Below are 20,792 nucleotides of genomic sequence, written 5' to 3' on the forward strand. Positions count from 1 at the left end.
AAGTTATTTTAACAAGTAAAATAGATCAGTTAATTAGTGTGATTGGTATTATTAGGATTATAGACTCTCAAATCATAATGTTTAATTAAGAAAGGAATCTAACGTGAAGCTTAACTTTACAAAATATGCTTTAGCCATAGATAAAGCACGTACTAGTTTTTGGTTTGTGCCAAGCATTATGGTTCTATCTTCTATTCTACTCGCTATTATATCTATTTATATTGATGCGTTTTTTATTAACAATATGGACACACCGCTTCCATTAATTAATCAAATGGATATTGATGCTATTCGCTCGCTATTAGGCATAATCGCTGGAGCAATGATTACTGTAACCAGTATTGTATTCTCTATCACAGTAGTGTCTTTGACTTTAGCATCTTCACAATTTGGCCCACGCTTATTGCGTAACTTCATGATGGATAAGGGGACACAGCTTGTACTAGGTGCTTTTATCTCAAACTTTTTATTTTGCATCCTCATTTTTTGCGCCATTAGTTTTCAATCACCTTATGACTTTAAACCTGTTCTAACAGTTATTATCACCATCATCATGACTGGGATCAGTGTCGGTGTACTTATTTATTTTATTCATCATATCGCCAAATCCATTCAAGCTGACGTTGTTATTGAAGATGTATATTTAGAGTTACAAAATCATATTGAAACCTTATTCCCTTCTATTTCAGTGCCTCATAAAGAGGCTGAACATGCTAACTCAAATGCCCGAATTACCGTACATGATCATCAATTAAATGTCATTTCAAAGTGTAGTGGTTATATCCAAACGGTTGACCTCGAAGGTTTATTAACACTTGCGACTAACAAACAAGTCTTTATAGAGTGCTGTTTTAAACCCGGAGACTTTGTTCTCAAGGGGACTGCAATAGCAATCATACATGCAGATACAAAAATTAATAAAGACAGAGATGCAGAGGTATTGGCATTAATCACTTTAGGGGCCTATAGAACGCCAGTGCAAGACCCTGAATTTGCAGTTCATCAATTAGTAGAAATAGCGCTTCGTGCTCTTTCTCCTGGTATTAATGACCCTTACACAGCGATTACCTGTATCGATAAATTAAATTCAACCTTATGTGCATTAACTAAAAGAGCCTTCCCTGAAAAACAATACTTTGATAAAGAAGGTATCTTAAGATTAGATAATAAAGTTTTAAAATTCGAATATATTGCTGAAGCAGCCTTTACCCAAATAAGGCAAGAAGCTAATAATAATGCAGTCGTCACTCTTAAGTTATTAGATTCATTAAGTCAGCTAATGTATTTCTCATGTAATGCTGAGCAACAAAATTTTGTTATCCGTCAAACGAAGATGATCAAAGAACAACAAAATAAACAATCTTTAGCTGAAGAAGATTTAAACCAAATCAACCATAAAATAACGTCTATTTTAACTAAGCTTAGCCCATCTCTATAAAGGCAATTAATAGTAAGCTTACTCCGACATTATAAAGATACGGCGTGTAATTCAATTATCTTAAAGTATATAGGGGGTAGTCCTTAGCGCTTATATACTTTTAAATATTCGTTTTGATGTAGTTATACCAATTATATTAAATAAGTGATCTAAATTTTGCGCAGGAAAAATAACTGAGTTCAAGGCATAATTTGAGTTAAATAGTTGTTCTATTTGCGAAAATTACAACGAAGAAATAAGTTATTTTAACAAGTAAAATAGATCAGTTAATTAGTGTGATTGGTATTAAGATCCCTCGCCCTTAAACTTTAACGATGAATCTACAATGGCTAAGCTGCAAATGAAATATCGATGACGAATCTTCATAAGTGACAAACTCATCACACGCACACCGCTTTTAAATTTAACGACTCAGTATTATGCATAGGCCACTATGAGACTACTTGATATTAAAGTAAAATCCGCTATTGAATCGCTGTCTTGACCATTGGTAGAATACGTCACTTTTTAAATAATAAGAACAATAATGGCAAATTTTAGTACACACCTTAATACCGCAGTGATCGTCACCGGCATTAGTTCCGCAAGTTTATTAACAGCCAATCATATTAATTTAAACGATGCACTATGGTTATGGTTTCTAGGCTCTATTGGTGGTTTATTACCTGATATTGACTCAGATAACTCTACCTCATTGAATACCATCTTTAATTTATTCGCCTTTAGCTGTGCATTTTTCGCTTTACGCTACATAACAAGTAATCCGCTTATTCATGTTAGTTTTATAGAGCTTATTTTTACTCCATTATTAGTCTTTGCTTTTATGAAATATATTCTCCGCCCTATTTTTGAAAAAATAACAGTACACCGAGGTAGTTGTCACTCTTTATTGTTTTTATTATTTAGTGCCTTACTCACTACCCAAGTCACTTGGAAATTGAATAACCAAGTTATTATTGATTCTGCTGCCTTTTCCTGGCTTTGTGGTGGTTTTGTTTTATTAGGTGGCTTAGTGCATCTCCTATTAGATGAGCTCTATAGCGTTGACTTGAGTAATGTAAGGATTAAGCGTTCATTTGGTACTGCTCTAAAGGTAGTTGAATGGGATAATAAACTGCTCAGTCTCGTTACTCTTATTGCTGTTATTGGGCTGATCTATATTGCGCCCCCTATCAATGAGGTCATTAAACTATTAAGTGATTGGTCAACCTTCCAATTTCGCTCTATCAACTTAATTAACTTTTAACAAGTTATATAAGGTATCGAGTCAATGATAATACCAATCACACTAATTAACTGATCTATTTTACTTGCTAAAATAACTTATTTCTTCGTTGTAATTTTCGCAAATAGAACAACTATTTAACTCAAATTACGCCTTAAACTAAGTCATTTTTTCTGCGTAAAATTTAGATCACTTATTTAATATAATTGGTATAAAAATACATTACCAAGAGCTCTTGACTGGCTTTTTATTAAAAAAATAGCCAGAAATGAGACGCCTTAGATCGTAGGCTAAGTACAGAAGTCTGCTGTGTAGGTGTCGATAATATAGAATCTATGTATAGAAAGTTGTTTTTAGAAGTGCAAAAAATATGCTTAGAGAAGTAAACCTTGTAAAAAGCTTACCTGCATTATTTGCAGAAAAGCTTTTTTAAATGGCAATTTAGATGAGAATCATTGGTTAATATTAAACCAAAGCTTTACTTCCAACCTTGTATCCATTGTGTTGTATCTTTTAGATCAGACCAATCAATGCTTGTCGCTCTATGAGAAATAATCGCTTCTAAAATACATAAAACAACAACCCCTTCCTCATCAAACTCAACTTCTGTCACTAAAAAATGCTTTTCTTTATTAATCGATTTAACAGCAGTCCATTTACTTTTTAGTAATTTTTTAGGGTTTATTTTATTCATTTATAACCACCATAATATAAATAACAAAGCGCTAATCAAAGCGCTTTAAACATTTAATAACGTTAAAAATTAATAGTTTAACCGTACCAATAATCCTAAGTTTAAACTAGCAAGCCAGTTTAACGATTAAGCGCTAACTCTTTTAATGCCTTCTTCTCTGAATCAGATAAAAATGACATCTCTAAACCATTAATTTGTGCTTGTTTTATTTGCGCTAATGTAAGACCAGCTTTACCCGCAGCGACCTCGTACTCATAAGGTAATTCGATTCCTTCCACAGCTGGATCATCAGTATTAATTGAAGCCATTATGCCGTGATTAAGGAATGTTTTAATCGGGTGATTAGTGATATCAGCCACCGTACTTGTTTGAATATTAGAGGTAATACAAGACTCAATACCAATTTTATTATCCGCTAAATAATCCATTAATTTTGCATCAGAAAGTGCTTTTACACCGTGGCCAATACGCACAGCACCTAATGTTTGAATCGCTTGCCATATACTTTCAGAGCCTGCAGCTTCGCCAGCATGAACCGTGACACGTAAATCAGCTTTTCTCACTTGCTTGAAGTGCTCTGTAAATTGCTCTCCAGGTTGGCCAAGCTCATCACCAGCTAGATCAATAGCCACTAACTTCTGTTTTTGGCTAAGCAGTCCATCCAGCTCTAATTGACATGCTTTTACACCGAAAGTACGGCTCATGATCCCAATTAAATTGGTTTTAACATTAAAGTCACGGCTACCTGCTGCAACACCAGCAACAACTGCTTCTACCACACCTTGTACAGGTAAGTTATGTTTCATTGCCATGTAATATGGTGAAAAACGTAATTCCGTATAATCAATTAATGCATTTTTAGCGTCCTCTACATTTTCATACGCCACCTGATAACATGCATCTAAATCACCTAATACAGCAACCCCCCAATCCAATTTTGATAGAAAAGCCATTAAGTCAGGCTGTGTTTCAACAACTTGTACAAAAGGACGTAATGTTTCTTTATCCGTTGCTGGTAATGCTAAATTAAACTTTTGACCTAATTCTAAAATCGTTTCAATGCGGATATTACCGTCTAAATGACGATGAATATCGGTTAAAGGTAGGTTTTTAGTAATCATTTGTTATTCCTTTGTCTTGAAACTGTTTGAATATTTAATACATGATAAATGCGTAATAGGTTCACTCCTTACACATTTAATTATTTCGCTAAATTTTTTAGCTATTTACTTGATGGCGGAATGTTTCATAAACCTGTGGTTCCGCTGCTGCTTTCTCTGGCGTGCAATGAATAGCGCTTAAAATCGTTTTCTCTGTCTCTTTAAATTGCTGTTCCGTTTGCGCGTGCACCATCGCCACTGGAGAGCCTTTGTCTAGCTTGTCACCAATACTAACCAATTCACTTAGGCCTACAGCATAATTAATGCTATCACTAGAAACACGGCGACCACCACCCATATTAACGACTGACATCCCAATATCTCGCGCATCAATATGATTGATGTAACCACTTTCAGTGGCATAAACCGGTTTAATCAGTGCAGCTTTGGGTAAATGTTGCTCATGCTTTTCTACAAAGTCAGCTGGTCCGCCTAAACCACTCACCATTTTACCAAAGGTTTCAGCAGCTTTACCATTATCTAACACGGCTTGTAATTGAACCAGTGCTTGTTGAGTATTGTCAGCTAAGTTTGCTGATACTAACATTTCTGCACATAATGCCATGGTCACTTCGTGTAACCTTGGATTAACATACTCACCAGTTAAAAATCGTACCGCCTCACGTACCTCTACTGCATTACCAGCGCTACTTGCTAGGACTTGGTCCATATTGGTGATTAATGCCGATGTTTTACACCCTGCACCATTTGCTACCGCAACAATACTCTTAGCTAAGGCTTGTGATTGCTGATAAGTCGGCATAAATGCCCCGCTGCCGGCCTTTACATCCATCACTAAGGCATCCAATCCTGCAGCAAGTTTTTTAGATAAAATAGAAGCGGTGATCAATGGAATTGATTCAACGGTTGCAGTAATGTCACGTGTTGCATAAAAACGCTTATCCGCAGGAGCTAAATTGGCACTTTGCCCAATAATCGCAACCCCAGCCTCTTGCACCACTTTTCTGAAATGATCGTTGCTGACTGTGGTTTGATAACCGGGAATAGCATCTAATTTATCTAAGGTGCCACCGGTATGTCCTAACCCACGCCCTGAAATCATAGGCACGTAACCACCGCAAGCAGCAACCATTGGACCTAACATTAATGATGTTACATCACCTACACCACCCGTTGAGTGCTTATCAACAATTGGGCCATTTAAGTTTAATGAAGACCAATCCAAGACTTCACCAGAGTCTCTCATGGCAGAGGCAATTAATACACGCTCTTCCATATTCATATCTTGGAAATAAATAGCCATCGCAAAAGCGGCTATTTGACTTTCACTGATACTGTTATCGGTAATGCCCTGAATAAAAAAGTTGATTTCTTGCGCTGTTAATACTTTCCCATCACGTTTATGACGAATAATTTCTTGAGGAACAAGGATCATGTATGACTCCGTAAATAGAGGGAATATGAGGATTGGCTAAGTACTTTGTAAATATAATGCTATCTATTTACAAAAAACTCAGTATTGATTGCTACTAAAAGTAAAAATGACTAGATAACCAATAACCTAGTCATTTTATAATTAAGCGTATTTAAATAAGCTTAGAACTTATATGTCACTGCAAAGTAATGACCAAAGCCTGTTGTTTTACCAGCTAGGCCGCCGTCTTTAAGTGCATATATATCTTTAAAGCCTTTTAAACCATAACCCACAGAGAAATGATCTGAATGCCAATAAATACCATTGTACATCGTTCCACCATTACTTGTGTAAAGCGCGCCAAAGTCATCATCTACACCAAATTGGTAATCGATATACCCTTGGTATGATAAGAAACTACCATTCGAGAAAAAGTGGAATGGTTTAAACCAGTTAGTAGAAATTTGGTAACCGTTCCAATCTTTTTCATTTAAATCATATAAACCGTAAAAGTTTAAACCAACTTTACCTAACCAAGGAACCATCACATCAGAACCAAGCCCCCAAAAAGAGTTGTTTACTGAATCAGCGCTAGAACCACCACTCCAGTTAAATAAAGTAGCAAAATATAATTCTTGAACAGGACCAAATGATAAATCTTTACCCGTTAAACCATCTAATGAAATACGTGGTGCAAATTTAATAAAGATTTTATCTTGTCCTGATTTATCTGAAGAGTCACTATTTGTTAAATTAAATACATCAGCATAACCGTAGTAATCTAATATTCCTGCACGGCCACCAAATTCAAGCTCTAAATAGTCATGGTCAGATTCCCCAGGTAACTCATTCACAGCATACATCAGATTTGCTTGCATCCATTTAAAGTCATTTTTATGCGTATCGCCATCGCTGTAATCTGCTGCGACAGCTGGTATTGCGGCAGAAGCTAGACTTAATGCAAGTAATGTTTTTTTCATGATAAATTCCTTTTTAATTGTAAAAAATACTTTCTCGTCAGTATTATATGTAACGTCAAATAGATAACTGCTAACACCTTAATTATTATTGGCTAGTGATAGGCAGCCTGCCTACTATCAAAAAAGATAGTAGGACTTTTCGTCATCGTACTTTACTCTGCAATAACAGAATCAAGTGCGATTAAAATCATTTCATTAAAGCTGTTTTGACGCTCATCCGAAGGCAGGTTCTCACCTGTACGAATGTGGTCAGATACAGTTAAAATACATAACGCTTTAGCGCCGTATTCAGCAGCAACACCATATAAACCAGCTGCTTCCATTTCCACACCTAGAATGTTGTATTTTTCTAACACATCAAAAACTTCTGGCTCTGGTGTATAGAATGTATCAGCAGAAAAAATATTACCTACTTGTGCTTTGATACCATGTGCTTTCGCTGAGTTTACGGCTTTTTCTAATAACTCGTAATTAGCAATAGCTGCAAAGTCATGGTTAGCAAAGCGAATACGGTTTGCTTTTGAATCCGTCGACGCACCCATACCGATGATCACATCACGTACTTTGATATCACGGCTTACTGCGCCACAACTACCAACACGAATTAAGTTTTTCACGCCGTAGTCTTTAATTAACTCAGTTGCGTAGATAGAACAAGACGGGATCCCCATTCCGCTACCCATTACTGATATTCTTTTACCTTTGTAAGTACCAGTAAAACCTAGCATGTTACGTACGTCTGTTACTTGTACAACATCTTCTAGGAAGTTATCTGCAATATATTTTGCACGTAAAGGATCCCCAGGTAATAATACTGTTTCTGCAAAATCACCATTTTCTGCATTGATATGAGGTGTTGCCATCTTACTTCTCCATTAATTATTTAAAAATACTTATACCGTATTCTAGATCCGGTAATTGTTGATGTTCTGCTATGGTTTGACCAATATCAGCAAATGTTTCACGTAATCCAACAGAGCCTGCAGGTACACCTTCCCCATAAAAAATAACAGGGATATGCTCTCGAGTATGATCTGAACCAGGCCAGGTTGGGTCACAACCATGGTCAGCTGACAGCACTAACAAATCATCCTCTTCTAATACTGCAAGTAGCTCTGGTAAACGAGTATCGAAGTACTCAAGCGCAGCAGCATAACCTGCGACATCACGGCGATGACCAAAGTCAGCATCAAAATTAACGAAGTTAGTAAAAATAATCGTTTCTTTCTTAGCGTCTTTTAATGATTGTAATGTTGCATCAAATAAAGCTTCTAAGCCGGTTGCTTTAATCGCCTGTGTAATACCCTGAGCAGCAAAAATATCTGATATTTTGCCGATACTAACAACTTCTCCGCCGCTTTCTTGCATGCGGTCAAGCAGTGTTTTGGTTGGTGGTAATACAGAATAATCATGGCGATTACCTGTACGAGCAAAGTTACCAGGTGCATCACCAATAAATGGACGAGCAATAACACGACCAATATTGTAAGGCTCTAATAGTTCACGCACAGTCTCACAAAGAGCATAAAGCTTTTCTACACCATAAGTTTCTTCGTGACATGCAATTTGAAACACACTGTCACTTGAAGTGTAAAAAATAGGCTTACCTGTTTTAATATGTTCTTCACCTAACTCATCTAAAATAACCGTTCCCGATGAATGACAGTTCCCTAAGTAGCCCGAAATACCTGTACGCTCAACAATCTGATCTAATAGTGCTTTTGGAAAGCTATTCTGTTTTTCTTTAAAGTATCCCCATTCATATAAAACAGGAGCACCTGTAATTTCCCAGTGTCCGCTAGGCGTATCTTTACCAGTTGAGATCTCTTGAGCATGGCCATAGGCTGAAATAGGCTCAATTGATTCATCTAAGCCCATTGGGTATTCACCAGTGCTACCTTTACAAGCATGTGCTAATCCTAACTTAGTTAAATTAGGGATAAACAAAGGACCTTTTCGTCCGATATCTGCTTGCCCTGCAGCACATAACTTAGCAATGCTACCCAGGGTATTTGCACCAACATCATTAAAGGTTGTGCCGTCTGCTAAGCTGCTTTCAAATTTATCAGCATCATGGCTAGCCCCTATTCCTAATGAGTCAAGTAATAAGAAAATAGTACGTTTCATCTAGTAACCTCCTGTTTCAGTTGGTTTCTCTGCTAAATTAATTTCAGATAATAGGCTCGCTAACAAGCTAGAAGCACCAAAACGGAAATTATCTGAGTTTACCCAATCATTGCCCATGACATCACGTGCAATTTGCATATAATCACTAGCAACCTGAGCATTTTTAACACCACCAGCCGCTTTAAAGCCTACTTTTTTACCTGAGGCTTTAATCGCATCTAACATTAACTTAGTCGCTTCTGGTGTTGCATTAACCGGTACTTTACCCGTTGATGTTTTGATAAAGTCAGCGCCCGCTTCAATACAAATTTGACTTGCTCTTGTGATTAATGCGTCTGTTTTCAGTTCACCTGTTTCAATGATAACTTTTAATAAAACCGCATCACCACAAATAGCTTTACAACCCGCTACTAATTTTGCGCCAATGCCCTCATTGCCAGCAATTAATGCTTTATACGGAAAAACCACATCCACTTCATCTGCGCCATAAGCTACAGCGGCTTTAGTTTCAGCAAAAGCTATCTCAAGATCATCTCCACCATGTGGGAAGTTAGTCACTGTTGCAATTTTGACTTCTGTTGCACCAATTTCTTTTAGTGTTTTACGCGCAACTGGAATAAAACGAGGATAGATACAGACGGCTGCAGTATTGCCCGCTTGTGATTTCGCGTCATGGCATAACTGAATTACCTTTTGATCAGTATCATCATCATTCAATGTCGTTAGATCCATTAACGTAACAGCAAGGCTTGCCGCTTTTTGTAAATCACTCATTCGAAGATCCTTTGGTTGTATGTATTTAAGTTTTAACATTTATGTCGATACTCAACATAAAAGGTAACGCCTAAAATTCATTATTGAGGCACCAATTTTAGTGCCTCAATAAAAGGGTATTTATATTACATAATGCTTAATGCAAAGAAGATACCTACTAAGGTTGCACTCATTAAGTTAGATAATGTACCAGCCATTACCGCTTTTAAACCTAAACGAGCGATATCAGGACGACGTGATGGAGATAATACGCCTAGTCCACCTAATAAGATTGCCATTGACGATAAGTTAGCAAAGCCACATAACGCAACAGTAATGATCACTTGAGAATGTTCACTCATCGCTTCTTTAATGCCAATGAAGTTGATGTAAGCAACAAATTCATTCACAACGAGTTTTTGACCTAATAAACTACCCGCACTAACCGCTTCAGACCATGGGATACCAATCAAGAAAGCAACAGGTGCAAATAAGTAACCTAAGATTTGCTCTAGCGTTAATGCTTCTAAACCAACCCAACCGCCAAACGTCCCTAATAAAGAGTTGATAAGCGCAATTAAGGCAATGAATGCAATTAACATAGCACCTACATTTAAGGCAAGCTTAAGACCTGATGAAGCACCTGATGCAGCAGCATCAATAACATTAACAGGTTTATCTTCTTCTTCCTCAGCAGCGGCTAGCTCTTCAGCAGTGATCTCTTTGGCTTTTTCAGTTTCTGGCTCTAATATTTTAGCCATTAATAATCCACCAGGTGCCGCCATGAAAGATGCAGCGATTAAATACTCAAGGCTAACGCCTAAAGATGCGTAACCAACTAAAACAGAACCAGCAACAGATGCTAAACCACCACACATCACAGCAAATAACTCAGAACGTGTCATATATTTAATGTACGGCTTAACCACTAATGGCGCTTCTGTTTGGCCAACAAACACATTTGCTGCAGCTGACATAGACTCAGTTCTGCTGGTACCTAATAACTTGTGTAATGCACCACCAAAGATTTTGATGATAAATTGCATTATTCCTAAGTAATATAAGACCGCCATAAATGATGCAAAGAAAATAATGATAGGCAATACTTTAAAAGCAAAGACAAAGCCACCACCACCAAATACTTCGAACATCTTCCCAGAAACTAGGCCGCCAAATAAAAAGCTTACCCCTGCATTTGCGCTATTGATAACTCCTTGTACTCCCTCTGTAATTGCTTGCAGAAAAGAAACACCCCAAGGGGTAAAAATAACGAGAGCAGGTATGATAGCTTGTATTGCAAAGGCACCACCTACTGTTCGATAGTTAATGGACTTTTTATCCTTAGAAAAGATAAAAGCAATTAATAGTAGGCTGACAATACCCACTAAACCCATAATGATTTCCATATTTTACTCCGTTTAATACCCTGTTGGGCTTGGTGACAATACTGTCACCATTCATATTGTTGTACCCTGACGACAAGTACATTTATTGAAATAACGTTGAAATTATCCCATTACGTAAATTAAGTTTTATAATTTTTCCATAATCATGGTTTCTAATTTATTTTGATCAATTGCAAAATTACGAATACCCTCTGCTAACTTTTCAACTGCCATCGCATCTTGATTATGTTCCCATAAGAATTGTGACTCAGTTAAAGCAATTGGTCTCGATTTCACTTCCCCTTTGTCAACTAGCTTAGTTTCGACAATACCTTCAGAATCTTTTAACTCTTGTAATAGTTGCGGACTAATGGTTAATCGGTCACAACCAGCAAGTTCAAGTATTTCTCCTGTATTACGAAAGCTAGCACCCATTACCACTGTTTTATAACCATGCTCTTTATAGTAGTTATAAATATTAGTAACCGATAAAACACCCGGGTCTTCAGATGCACAAAAATCAACACCTTGTTTCGCTTTATACCAGTCCATAATACGACCAACAAACGGTGAAATTAAAAACACATCAGCTTCTGCACATGCTTGCGCTTGAGCGAATGAAAAAAGCAGCGTGAGATTACAGTTAATACCCTCTTTTTCAAGAACTTTAGCTGCTTGAATACCATTCCATGTTGCTGCTAGCTTAATTAAAATACGATCATTGCTTATTCCTGCATCATTATACATTTTGATTAGCTGACGAGCCTTGATCAGACTTGCCTCTGTATCGTATGAAAGGCGCGCATCAACTTCAGTAGAAATACGACCAGGAATGGTTTTTAAAATTTCTTTACCAATGTTAACCGCTAACATATCGCAAGCGATTTCAACTTGCTGTTGCTTGTTGTCGCTTTGTTGTTTTGCATAATCAATTGCACTTGTCATTAACTCAGCATAAGCTTCAATCGATGCTGCTTTTAGAATAAGCGATGGATTGGTTGTTGCATCTTCTGGTTGATATTGCTTAATTGCTTCAATATCACCGGTATCTGCCACCACTGTTGTCATCTCACGTAACTGCTCTAATTTACTTTTCATTGTTATTCCTAATCCTTGTTACTAAATTTGTAATGAGTAATTCTAATGCTTTAATCTACGCAGGAAATCTGCCCAATGCCTACGATAACGACTTATGAAAATAGCGGAGCAATATACTGTTGGTAAAGCATGCCCCCCATATAAACACCAACAATTCCCATTATACCTGACAAAACAGGTGGAGCAGGTAATGGAAGCTTCAAAAAAGCAAATATTAATCCAACAACAAGCCCTGCGATTAGCGCTAAAATTACTTCTTGCATATTTGTATCCTTGTTTATCAATGAGCAAATATTAGGCATTAGTGCTGTATTAAAACGTGACCTAGCTCTCTACAATTAACTTTGCAACCTTTACATTTACTGGCACTAACAAAATATGTGGTTTATGCTATCTGGACACATAAACTTCCTGACTAGGCGATAACATGTTTTCATTAAGAAAAGACTTTAACTCTTGCAAAACAGTAAGTTGCAAAAACTTTGGGGTGGTAGAAAGTGAAGATTATATCTATAAAAGTAAGCGCTTAGGTTTTCTATCATTAGAGTGTAAAGCTTGTGGTAGTAACCCACCTTGGGTTAACAATGAATTAATAGCAAATTTAATTGAAGAAAAACTATCGTTTCACTTTTCTAGAAAAATTACACATTGTAAGCATTGTTATCGCTACTTTTTCTTTAATGAAAAAAATACAGCACAGCTACATGGTTTCACGCCTGCAGGTACACAAAGATTAAAATGTAATAGCTGTGAGCGAATTTATAGCTTAGGAAAGCATAAAAACATAGACGCTATGCGAAGTGTTTTAAGTACTATTGTTGATAACCTAGATATTAATAATGCGATAAAGAAAACAGGCTTATCGAGTCGCTTATATTATTTTTACCTGGAAAAGTTGGCGATTTTATTAACCAACTATAGTCGCCTAAAAGAGCAAGATAAAATACCAAGAGATTATATTGGCTTACAGACTGAAGGAAAAATAATACACTTAAATCATCAACGTGGCTTTTATACGTTAATGACATCTGAAGCTAATAGTGGTTATATTTTATTACAATCAACAAACCTCACTAAACAAAGCCTTCCTCCACAAGATATTTATAATAGTAAGGAAGATACTATTATAAAGGATACCCCAGCTGATAATGTCCAGGATAAACTGACTTATCATTATCAACAGACCTTGCAACGAAAACACTTTGAATGCTTACTGATTGGTGAATTAAAGCCGATCAAGCATTGCAACCTTGTTTACCCAAATAAACTTGTTTATGTGCATTTTTCGCTATTAAGAGGGTTTGTTAAACAAAGCCAACGATACCGCCATTATATTGAATTAGAAAGTAGTATCAGAGCGGCGGCATTAATGTCTGCTTCACCAGAGATAAAAGAAGCACGAGCAGATGTGTTTTATTATTTACCTTTTTCTAATACTCAAAAAATATTGAATAATACAAAAATAGGATGGTGGAATGACAGATGGTTTAGCTTTAAGTTAGGTGCTTATAGCCCTATTACTAAAGTATTGGATGACGCACCCGCTTTCGATTTAAAGCAAACTGACAACCTGAAGTGTTATTATAATTATTTAGAAAAACACCTTAATAAAGGCTTAAATAGTTTTAATACCATTGCCAATTTTTCAGAGATTCTGCGTGTTTTATTTAATTTTTGCCAGCAGCGTGAAGGAAAAAGTACAGCAATGGCACTGGCCTTAAGTGAGCATACTTTAACGCCAATGGAATTATTAGATGAAGCAATCCATTTAACCGATCACTTATATTAAAGGCTAACGAATAGTGGTTAACCTTTAATTAGCCCATTAAAAATTATAACTCTTCACCTAAAAAGGCAAAAGGTAATAAAGTAGCAATGGCATTTTCAGTATAATCCTGAGCAGACTGGTAGCTATAAACAACACAATCATTCATTGATTGCTCTGCAATTACCTGTCGGCAAGAACCACATGGATGAGCGGTCACTAAAAGCCCTTCCGCATTACGTGCTGCAATATGAACCGATTCAATATCGCCCTTAGCAATCCCTTCCGCTACAGCGGTAAAAATAGCATTACGCTCAGCACAGATTGTCGTTGGGTAAGCTGCAGATTCAACATTAACACCTTTAAATTCACGCCCATCTTTACACACAACAATAGAGGCAACACTAAACCCTGAATAGGGAGCTGAGCTATTATCTAATAGCTTTTCTAATTCACTAAAGTAATTCTTTTTCATTTTTATATTCTCTTTTAAAAGAAGTCTGTTTATATAAGTCGCTTGTAAAATAAGTTTACTATTATAAAAACTAAGCCGTTTGTAATAACTGCTTAGCAGCAGCAACGACAATAGCAATCGCATTTGACTCGGTTTTTTTCATCGTCGCTTCATCTGGAATTTCTTGCTGAGTACGATTTACGATAACGCCTGCGACACAAGCTGCAGCCCACCCTTGTGATGCACACATAGTAAACAGAGTTGACGATTCCATTTCATAATTTAGCACCCCAAGATCCTGCCACTCTTGCATAGACCCTTTAAACTGGCGTGTTACTCTCCCTGAAACCGTATCGTATCGCTCTTGTCCTGGGTAAAAAGTATCGCTCGAGGCTGTTATTCCAACATGTGGTTCAATACCTGTTTCGCGACAAGCTGCTACAATTGCAGTCGTTGCAGCAAAATCGGCTACTGCTGGATATTCCATTGGCGCAAAATGTAAACTCGCACCATCTAAACGTACCGATCCTTGTGTCACAATAACATCACCCACATTCACATGCGGTTGTATCGCTCCCGTCGTACCGATACGTAAAAAAGTACGTACACCTAACTGTGCAAGCTCCTCCACCGCAATGGACGTTGAAGGTCCGCCAATACCGGTAGAACAAACTACAACCGGCAGGCCTTCTATATAGGCTAAATATACTGTGTATTCTCGATGGCTTGCTAAAAAAGTAGCATTATCCATTAGTTCAGCAATACGCTTAACACGCTCAGGGTCTCCTGGTGTAATTGCTAAAGTTGCACCGTCTAACATCGCTTTTGTTAAACCTAAGTGAAATACATCAGACATAAACTTTCTCCTTGATAAACGGTAATACTGTATCGTCGTTTTAAATTGTTAGTTTATAAATTTTTAAACAAAACGAATACGCTTAGCTAAAAACTTATTGTGAATAGGCAATCAGTCTATGGAGTAACTCACTAATAAAGTGAGATCTAGATCGATACAATGATCAAAAGAATGAACACAATAAGTTCATACACAAAATATGTGGTTTAAAAGTCTTCACTGGCTATAAATTGTTGTTGGACATGATAAATAATTCGCTCGTTCACCCAACTTTCTAACTTCCAGTTTTTAATAAAAGCACAGTGACCACCACTCGCTTGTAAGTCAAATGATAAGAAAGGAGATGGGTATAGCTGACTTAATTGTGAAGCAGGGATCATTGGGTCATCTTCAGTCGAAATGATCGTAGTTGGTATGCTTAATGTTTGTAATGTATCCCCAAGTAATGAATAAGCCTTCAGATATTCATTAACTGTGTTGAACTCAGTGTAATTAACAATAAAAAAATCATTCATCTGCTGTAATGACTTTAATTCGTTAAGTTTACCTTTGTAATCCAAGTATGAGTGATAGTTAAGCTTCCTTGATAATGAGCTTTTCCATCTTTTAACAAAGTACTGCTCGTAAATAAACAAGCCATTACTTAATGCTTCCATTGTCGTTGGCGGATCTAATAAAGGGCAAACAGCAATCGCCTGGTCAATGTTGAGTTCTTTCGCTACCGCTAAGTTGGCAATACGTAAACAAAAATTACCACCTAACGAATAACCGCATAACACATTATGTTGACCGCCATACTTAGCCGCTAAGTATTTAACCGCTTCTAGTACCTCTTCCAACAACATAGAGTTGAATAACCCTTCATTTAAATGTTGGGTTCCACCATGGTCTCGAAAATTTAAACGAAATACATCATAGCCATCATCTAAAAAAGCTTGTCCGGTTGATAACATATACAGGGACTCAGTGCAGCCTTCCCAACCATGCAAGAGAATGGCGATCCCTTTACGTGGCTTAGTTGTTTTTGATAAACAGCCAGCTAATTTAATATTTTGAGGGGTGACGATAATTTCAGGTATTGATGAATTAATTAGTGCTTTACAACGCCTTTTCTCAAAAAATTGACGAGGGCCTGTACTGGATAAAATCGATTGGAGGTGTTTATTTTTAAGTCCTTTAGGAGGAGTAAATGACTTCATTAAAGCTCAACTTAATAAGTAAATAAAACTGAATAGACAAAGATGCGCTTCAGGAAATGAGTGTCATGAATCATCAAAACACTCATTTAATAGCGCGACTTTTAATGTTGGTAACTTTTTTCCCATAGCTTAAATAAATAAATAACAGTAAATGTTAAGCACATATATAACAAAGCGGCAGCTAAATACGCTTCAAAAGGCGCATAATAACGCGCATTGACAACCCTAGCAGCACCAGTAATATCAACAATAGTGACGATACCAGCAACAGCACTACCATGGATCATAAAAATAATTTCATTACTATAGGCAGGCAACGCACGGCGTAAAGCATTAGGTAAAATGATACGTTTTAAGGTTTTCCAACGATTCATTCCGTACGCTTTTGCAGCTTCAACTTCGCCCTCAGGAACCGTTGCAACGACACCACGAACAATCTCAGCAGTGTAAGCACCCGTATTCAAAGTAAAGGCTAGCAAAGCACAAAACCACGCTTCCTGTAAGAACTCCCATGCCCATGTTTCACGTAAAGATTCGAATTGAGCAGCACCGTAATAAATTAAGAACAATTGTACTAATAAAGGTGAGCCTCGAAAAAAGTACATATAAGCGCGGATTGGCCACTTAATAATCCACCAAGAATGATCTTGTAAAAGCCCTGCGGGAATAGCAATCAACAAACCGATCAATAACGAAGTAGCGACTAACCAAGTTGTCGTCCATAAACCACTTAAGTAAAATGGGTATTCATTTATAATAATTGAAAAATCCATATTTACCTCGTTTGGATACTGTATCGACGTTCTGCCCAATTAAGCACAACGGAAGAAATGGCTGTATAGAAGAGAAAAACTAATGCAACTACCAAATAAAAAGTGAATGGTTTTTGCGTAGAACCCGATGCATCACCCGCAATTTTCACCATATCTTGTAACCCTATAACAGAGACTAATGCCGTTGTTTTTAATAAAACTAACCAGTTATTACCTAAACCAGGCAAAGCATGACGCATCATCTGTGGGAACATAACACGCGTAAAGCGCTTATATTTATTCATTCCATAAGCAGTAGCAGCCTCTAACTGTCCCTTATCTACAGATTGAATTGCACCTCGGAACGTTTCTGCCATATAAGCCCCGAAAATAAAACCAATGGTCACAATACCCGCGAAATAAGGGCTGATATCGATATAATCAGGCAAATAAGATGTCCACTCATGACTTGGATAATACTGTGTCATGGTTTCATTGATCCATTCATTTAAGTTATAACTCAAGTTATTAATCAGCATTTGACCGCCAAAAAAGATTAATAACATTAAAATAAGATCAGGGATACCACGTATAATGGTGGTATATAGTGTCGCGAGACTTTTTAAAATTGTAGAGTGAGAGATTTTGGCAAGGGCAGCGATTAACCCTAAAAAAATGGCCAGCAATAAAGATAACAATGCAACTTGCAGTGTTAGCCAGGCTCCTTCCAAAAATATTTCTTGATATCCATATAAATCGAACATATTAACTTCTTTTAATTTTAGTTAACCTGCAAATGAGCTAACTAAGGTGATTACTTAAAATAAATATTTTCTGTTATGTCGGCTTTGATAAAAATAATTATTTAAAGCAACTTACATTCGGAATTGACTTATTTCATTTATATAAAAGTGATAGATGAAATTTAGTGAGTAGTTAAAACAAATAAGTAGATTTACTACTTTAAAAAAACAGCGCTTTACTGATCACTATCAAGTAAAGCGCCCTATTATGACTGTTAGTCTAAAGCATAGCGTTAACAGTCATATACAACTTATTCTTGACCGTAAACATCAAAAGTGAAGTACTTATCTTGAATCGTTTTGTAAGTACCATCTGCACGGATCGCTGCAATTGCTTTATTTAATTGCTCTTGTAAATCTTTATTTTCTTTACGAACAGCAATACCTGCACCTTCACCAAACCATTTAGGGTCATTTAATTTAGGGCCAACAAACTCAAATTTATCCCCGTCTTTTTTTGATAATAAACCATCAGTAATAGCAGCAGAATCAGCCATTACATAATCAACACGGCCAGCAATTAAATCTAAATAAGCTTCATCAGCTGAACCGTAACGTTTAATTTCAGCAGAAGGGAAGTTATCAGAAATATATAAGTCCATTGTAGTTGCACGTTGCACACCTACTTTTTTACCTTTCATGAACTCTTCCGTTCCCTCGTAGGCAGTGCCTTTCTTAGCAACAAAACGTGCTGGGATATGCTGGTATTTATTAGTGAAAGCAACTTGTTTCTTACGCTCTTCTGTAATGTCCATTGTCGCAATAATCGCATCAAATTTACGTGCTTTTAAGGCAGGAATAATCCCATCCCAATCCTGTTTAACCAACGTACATTTAGCTTCTAGTTCTGCACATAATGCATTGGCAATATCAATGTCAAAACCAGTAACAGAACCATCTTCTTCTGTTTTACTAAATGGAGGGTAAGCACCTTCAACACCAATACGGATATCTTTCCATTCCTTGGCTTGAGCTGAGTTAAAGGCAAAAGCGCATAGGGCGATTAATAAGCTAAGTTTTTTCATTGTATTTCCTTATTTTATGATAAATAACTAATTGTATTAATGTAATTACAGTTTGTTAATTAAGTTGCTAACTAATAAACCGTAGAAATAAACTGTTTAAAACGTTCAGATGAAGGGTTTTCAAAAATAATTTCTGGTTTTCCTTCCTCTTCAACTAAACCTTCATGTAAAAATAAAACTTTATTAGAAACATCTCTGGCAAAAGCCATTTCATGCGTGACCACTAACATAGTACGACCTTCTTCAGCTAGGTCTCGCATTACATTGAGCACTTCCCCAACTAATTCAGGGTCGAGAGCCGATGTTGGCTCATCAAATAACATGACTTCCGGCTCAACAGCCAAAGCACGTGCAATTGCCACGCGTTGTTGCTGACCACCGGAGAGTTGTCCTGGGTAATAATCTTTACGTTCGTAAAGTCCAACACGTTGCAATAAAGCTTCTGCTTTAACAATCGCCTCTTTTTTAGGTACACCTAATACATGTACAGGTGCTTCGATAACATTTTCAATCACCGACAAATGAGACCAAAGGTTGAAGCTTTGAAATACCATTGCTAGGCGACTACGTATACGTTCAACTTGCTGGATTGAGGCAGGTACAATACCGTGCTTTTTATCTTTCCTCATCTGAATTAATTCACCATTTACTAGAATCTCGCCTGAACTAGGGATATCCAATAAATTAACACAGCGTAATAAGGTACTTTTCCCAGATCCTGAAGAGCCTAAAATGGAGATAACATCCCCTTTATGCGCTTCAAGATCAATTCCTTTCAAAACATGATTATCAGCAAAAGACTTGTGCAGATTTTTTATCGAGAGTGTAGGTGCTTTCATTGTCATTGCCATCATTAATAAGCAGTTAATCGCTTATGATCTTTAGTTTATGAATAATAATTTTATAATCCTTAACAATGCACCAACAAAACAAAATGTACAATAGCTTAATTTTTTATTTTTTATAAAAATATAGTGAATTAAATATTCCCTATAGAATTGATTAAAAACAATTCTATGCGTGATTTAAAACATATTCCTTTACAATAACCCCGCTCATGCTATTTTCCACCGCCATTACTTATCTTAATCAAATAAAAGGAAATATCGTGTCACAATTAAATAATTATGCCAATCCCGCTCCATTAGGTTTAATGGGCTTTGGCATGACAACCGTCCTACTAAACATCCATAATGCTGGTTTTTTTCCAATCAGTGCCATGATTTTGGCCATGGGATTATGCTACGGAGGAGCTGCTCAAGTTATTGCAGGTATTTTAGAGTTTAAAAAAGGAAATACTTTTGGTTTAACTGCATTTACGTCATACGGATTTTTTTGGATAAGCCTGGTGGTTTTACTTTTATTACCTGAACTTGGTTTAGAAACAGGCCCTACTCAAGCAACTTCAAATGCGTTTATGGCTTGTTACTTAATCATGTGGGGGATTTTCACAGGCTTTATGTTCATTGGTACATTGCGCGGTAATCGTGTATTACAGTTTATCTTTGCTAGCCTAACCGTATTATTTTTCTTATTAGCATTGGGTGATATTACGCATTCAGCATTAATTAAAAAAATTGCTGGTTACGAAGGCATTATCTGTGGTTTAAGTGCTATCTACTTAGCAATGGCAGAAGTCATCAATGAGCAGTTTGGCCGCACTGTATTGCCTATCGGCGAAAAATAACAACTTACAATTAATA

The 20,792-nt window shown here is 36.7% G+C and carries 21 protein-coding genes; 4 read left to right on the forward strand and 17 right to left on the reverse strand.

Features of this window, described 5'->3' with window-relative positions; genetic code table 11:
* Positions 1–103 precede the first annotated feature (103 nt).
* Together V6256_RS08505 and V6256_RS08510 are read left to right on the forward strand one after the other, a co-directional pair.
* Complete coding sequence (locus V6256_RS08505; protein ID WP_341597742.1) at positions 104–1,438, forward strand: DUF2254 domain-containing protein; 1,335 nt, start codon at positions 104–106, stop codon at positions 1,436–1,438.
* 526 nt (positions 1,439–1,964) lie between these two features.
* Entirely contained in the window at positions 1,965–2,684 is a 720-nt protein-coding gene (locus V6256_RS08510; protein WP_341597744.1) for a metal-dependent hydrolase, read from the forward strand.
* 457 nt (positions 2,685–3,141) lie between these two features.
* On the opposite strand, the gene V6256_RS08515 is transcribed toward V6256_RS08510, so the two are convergent.
* The 10 genes from V6256_RS08515 to V6256_RS08560 all read right to left on the reverse strand — a co-directional run bounded on the left by V6256_RS08515 (position 3,142) and on the right by V6256_RS08560 (position 12,498).
* Positions 3,142–3,357, reverse strand: coding sequence for a TIGR02450 family Trp-rich protein (locus V6256_RS08515; protein WP_341597746.1), 216 nt, complete (start codon positions 3,355–3,357; stop codon positions 3,142–3,144).
* Positions 3,358–3,476: 119 nt separating this feature from the next.
* A complete protein-coding gene (gene add, locus V6256_RS08520) occupies positions 3,477–4,478 on the reverse strand; it encodes an adenosine deaminase (protein WP_341597748.1) in 1,002 nt (333 codons plus the stop codon).
* A 97-nt stretch (positions 4,479–4,575) separates the two neighbouring features.
* A complete protein-coding gene (deoA, locus tag V6256_RS08525; protein ID WP_424141057.1) occupies positions 4,576–5,910 on the reverse strand; it encodes a thymidine phosphorylase in 1,335 nt (444 codons plus the stop codon).
* 164 nt (positions 5,911–6,074) lie between these two features.
* A complete protein-coding gene (locus V6256_RS08530; protein ID WP_341597751.1) occupies positions 6,075–6,872 on the reverse strand; it encodes a nucleoside-specific channel-forming Tsx family protein in 798 nt (265 codons plus the stop codon).
* A gap of 152 nt (positions 6,873–7,024) precedes the next feature.
* Complete coding sequence (gene deoD, locus V6256_RS08535) at positions 7,025–7,735, reverse strand: purine-nucleoside phosphorylase (protein WP_341597753.1); 711 nt, start codon at positions 7,733–7,735, stop codon at positions 7,025–7,027.
* Between the two features lie 16 nt (positions 7,736–7,751).
* A complete protein-coding gene (locus V6256_RS08540) occupies positions 7,752–8,999 on the reverse strand; it encodes a phosphopentomutase (protein WP_341597754.1) in 1,248 nt (415 codons plus the stop codon).
* Complete coding sequence (gene deoC, locus V6256_RS08545) at positions 9,000–9,773, reverse strand: deoxyribose-phosphate aldolase (protein ID WP_341597756.1); 774 nt, start codon at positions 9,771–9,773, stop codon at positions 9,000–9,002. It abuts the gene before it with no gap.
* Between the two features lie 125 nt (positions 9,774–9,898).
* Complete coding sequence (locus V6256_RS08550) at positions 9,899–11,158, reverse strand: NupC/NupG family nucleoside CNT transporter (RefSeq protein WP_341597758.1); 1,260 nt, start codon at positions 11,156–11,158, stop codon at positions 9,899–9,901.
* A 126-nt stretch (positions 11,159–11,284) separates the two neighbouring features.
* Complete coding sequence (gene tal / locus V6256_RS08555; RefSeq protein WP_341597760.1) at positions 11,285–12,235, reverse strand: transaldolase; 951 nt, start codon at positions 12,233–12,235, stop codon at positions 11,285–11,287.
* Positions 12,236–12,327: 92 nt separating this feature from the next.
* Positions 12,328–12,498, reverse strand: a complete 171-nt coding sequence (locus V6256_RS08560; protein ID WP_341597762.1) for a XapX domain-containing protein — start codon at positions 12,496–12,498, stop codon at positions 12,328–12,330.
* Between the two features lie 164 nt (positions 12,499–12,662).
* Between V6256_RS08560 and V6256_RS08565 the strand changes: the two genes are divergently transcribed.
* Entirely contained in the window at positions 12,663–14,024 is a 1,362-nt protein-coding gene (locus V6256_RS08565) for a hypothetical protein (RefSeq protein WP_341597764.1), read from the forward strand.
* A gap of 43 nt (positions 14,025–14,067) precedes the next feature.
* Here V6256_RS08565 and V6256_RS08570 read toward each other — a convergent pair whose 3' ends face one another.
* The 7 genes from V6256_RS08570 to V6256_RS08600 form a co-directional block, all read right to left on the reverse strand.
* Complete coding sequence (locus V6256_RS08570; RefSeq protein WP_424141055.1) at positions 14,068–14,475, reverse strand: cytidine deaminase; 408 nt, start codon at positions 14,473–14,475, stop codon at positions 14,068–14,070.
* Positions 14,476–14,545: 70 nt separating this feature from the next.
* Positions 14,546–15,310 carry a uridine phosphorylase gene (gene udp / locus V6256_RS08575; protein ID WP_341597766.1) on the reverse strand — a complete coding sequence of 255 codons (765 nt, stop codon included), beginning with the start codon at positions 15,308–15,310 and terminating at the stop codon, positions 14,546–14,548.
* A gap of 206 nt (positions 15,311–15,516) precedes the next feature.
* Positions 15,517–16,509, reverse strand: coding sequence for a YheT family hydrolase (locus V6256_RS08580; RefSeq protein ID WP_341597768.1), 993 nt, complete (start codon positions 16,507–16,509; stop codon positions 15,517–15,519).
* Between the two features lie 101 nt (positions 16,510–16,610).
* Positions 16,611–17,282 carry an ABC transporter permease gene (locus V6256_RS08585; protein ID WP_341597770.1) on the reverse strand — a complete coding sequence of 224 codons (672 nt, stop codon included), beginning with the start codon at positions 17,280–17,282 and terminating at the stop codon, positions 16,611–16,613.
* Positions 17,283–17,284: 2 nt separating this feature from the next.
* Complete coding sequence (locus tag V6256_RS08590) at positions 17,285–18,025, reverse strand: ABC transporter permease (protein ID WP_341597772.1); 741 nt, start codon at positions 18,023–18,025, stop codon at positions 17,285–17,287.
* Between the two features lie 290 nt (positions 18,026–18,315).
* Positions 18,316–19,089: an ABC transporter substrate-binding protein gene (locus V6256_RS08595; RefSeq protein WP_341597774.1), complete on the reverse strand. Its 774-nt coding sequence runs from the start codon at positions 19,087–19,089 to the stop codon at positions 18,316–18,318.
* 71 nt (positions 19,090–19,160) lie between these two features.
* Positions 19,161–19,928, reverse strand: coding sequence for an ABC transporter ATP-binding protein (locus V6256_RS08600; protein WP_341597776.1), 768 nt, complete (start codon positions 19,926–19,928; stop codon positions 19,161–19,163).
* Positions 19,929–20,197: 269 nt separating this feature from the next.
* Between V6256_RS08600 and V6256_RS08605 the strand changes: the two genes are divergently transcribed.
* Positions 20,198–20,776, forward strand: coding sequence for an acetate uptake transporter (locus V6256_RS08605; RefSeq protein WP_341597778.1), 579 nt, complete (start codon positions 20,198–20,200; stop codon positions 20,774–20,776).
* Positions 20,777–20,792: the final 16 nt, after the last annotated feature.

It is taken from the genome of Psychromonas aquatilis, from assembly GCF_038155185.1.
In the GTDB taxonomy this organism is placed as follows: domain Bacteria; phylum Pseudomonadota; class Gammaproteobacteria; order Enterobacterales; family Psychromonadaceae; genus Psychromonas; species Psychromonas aquatilis.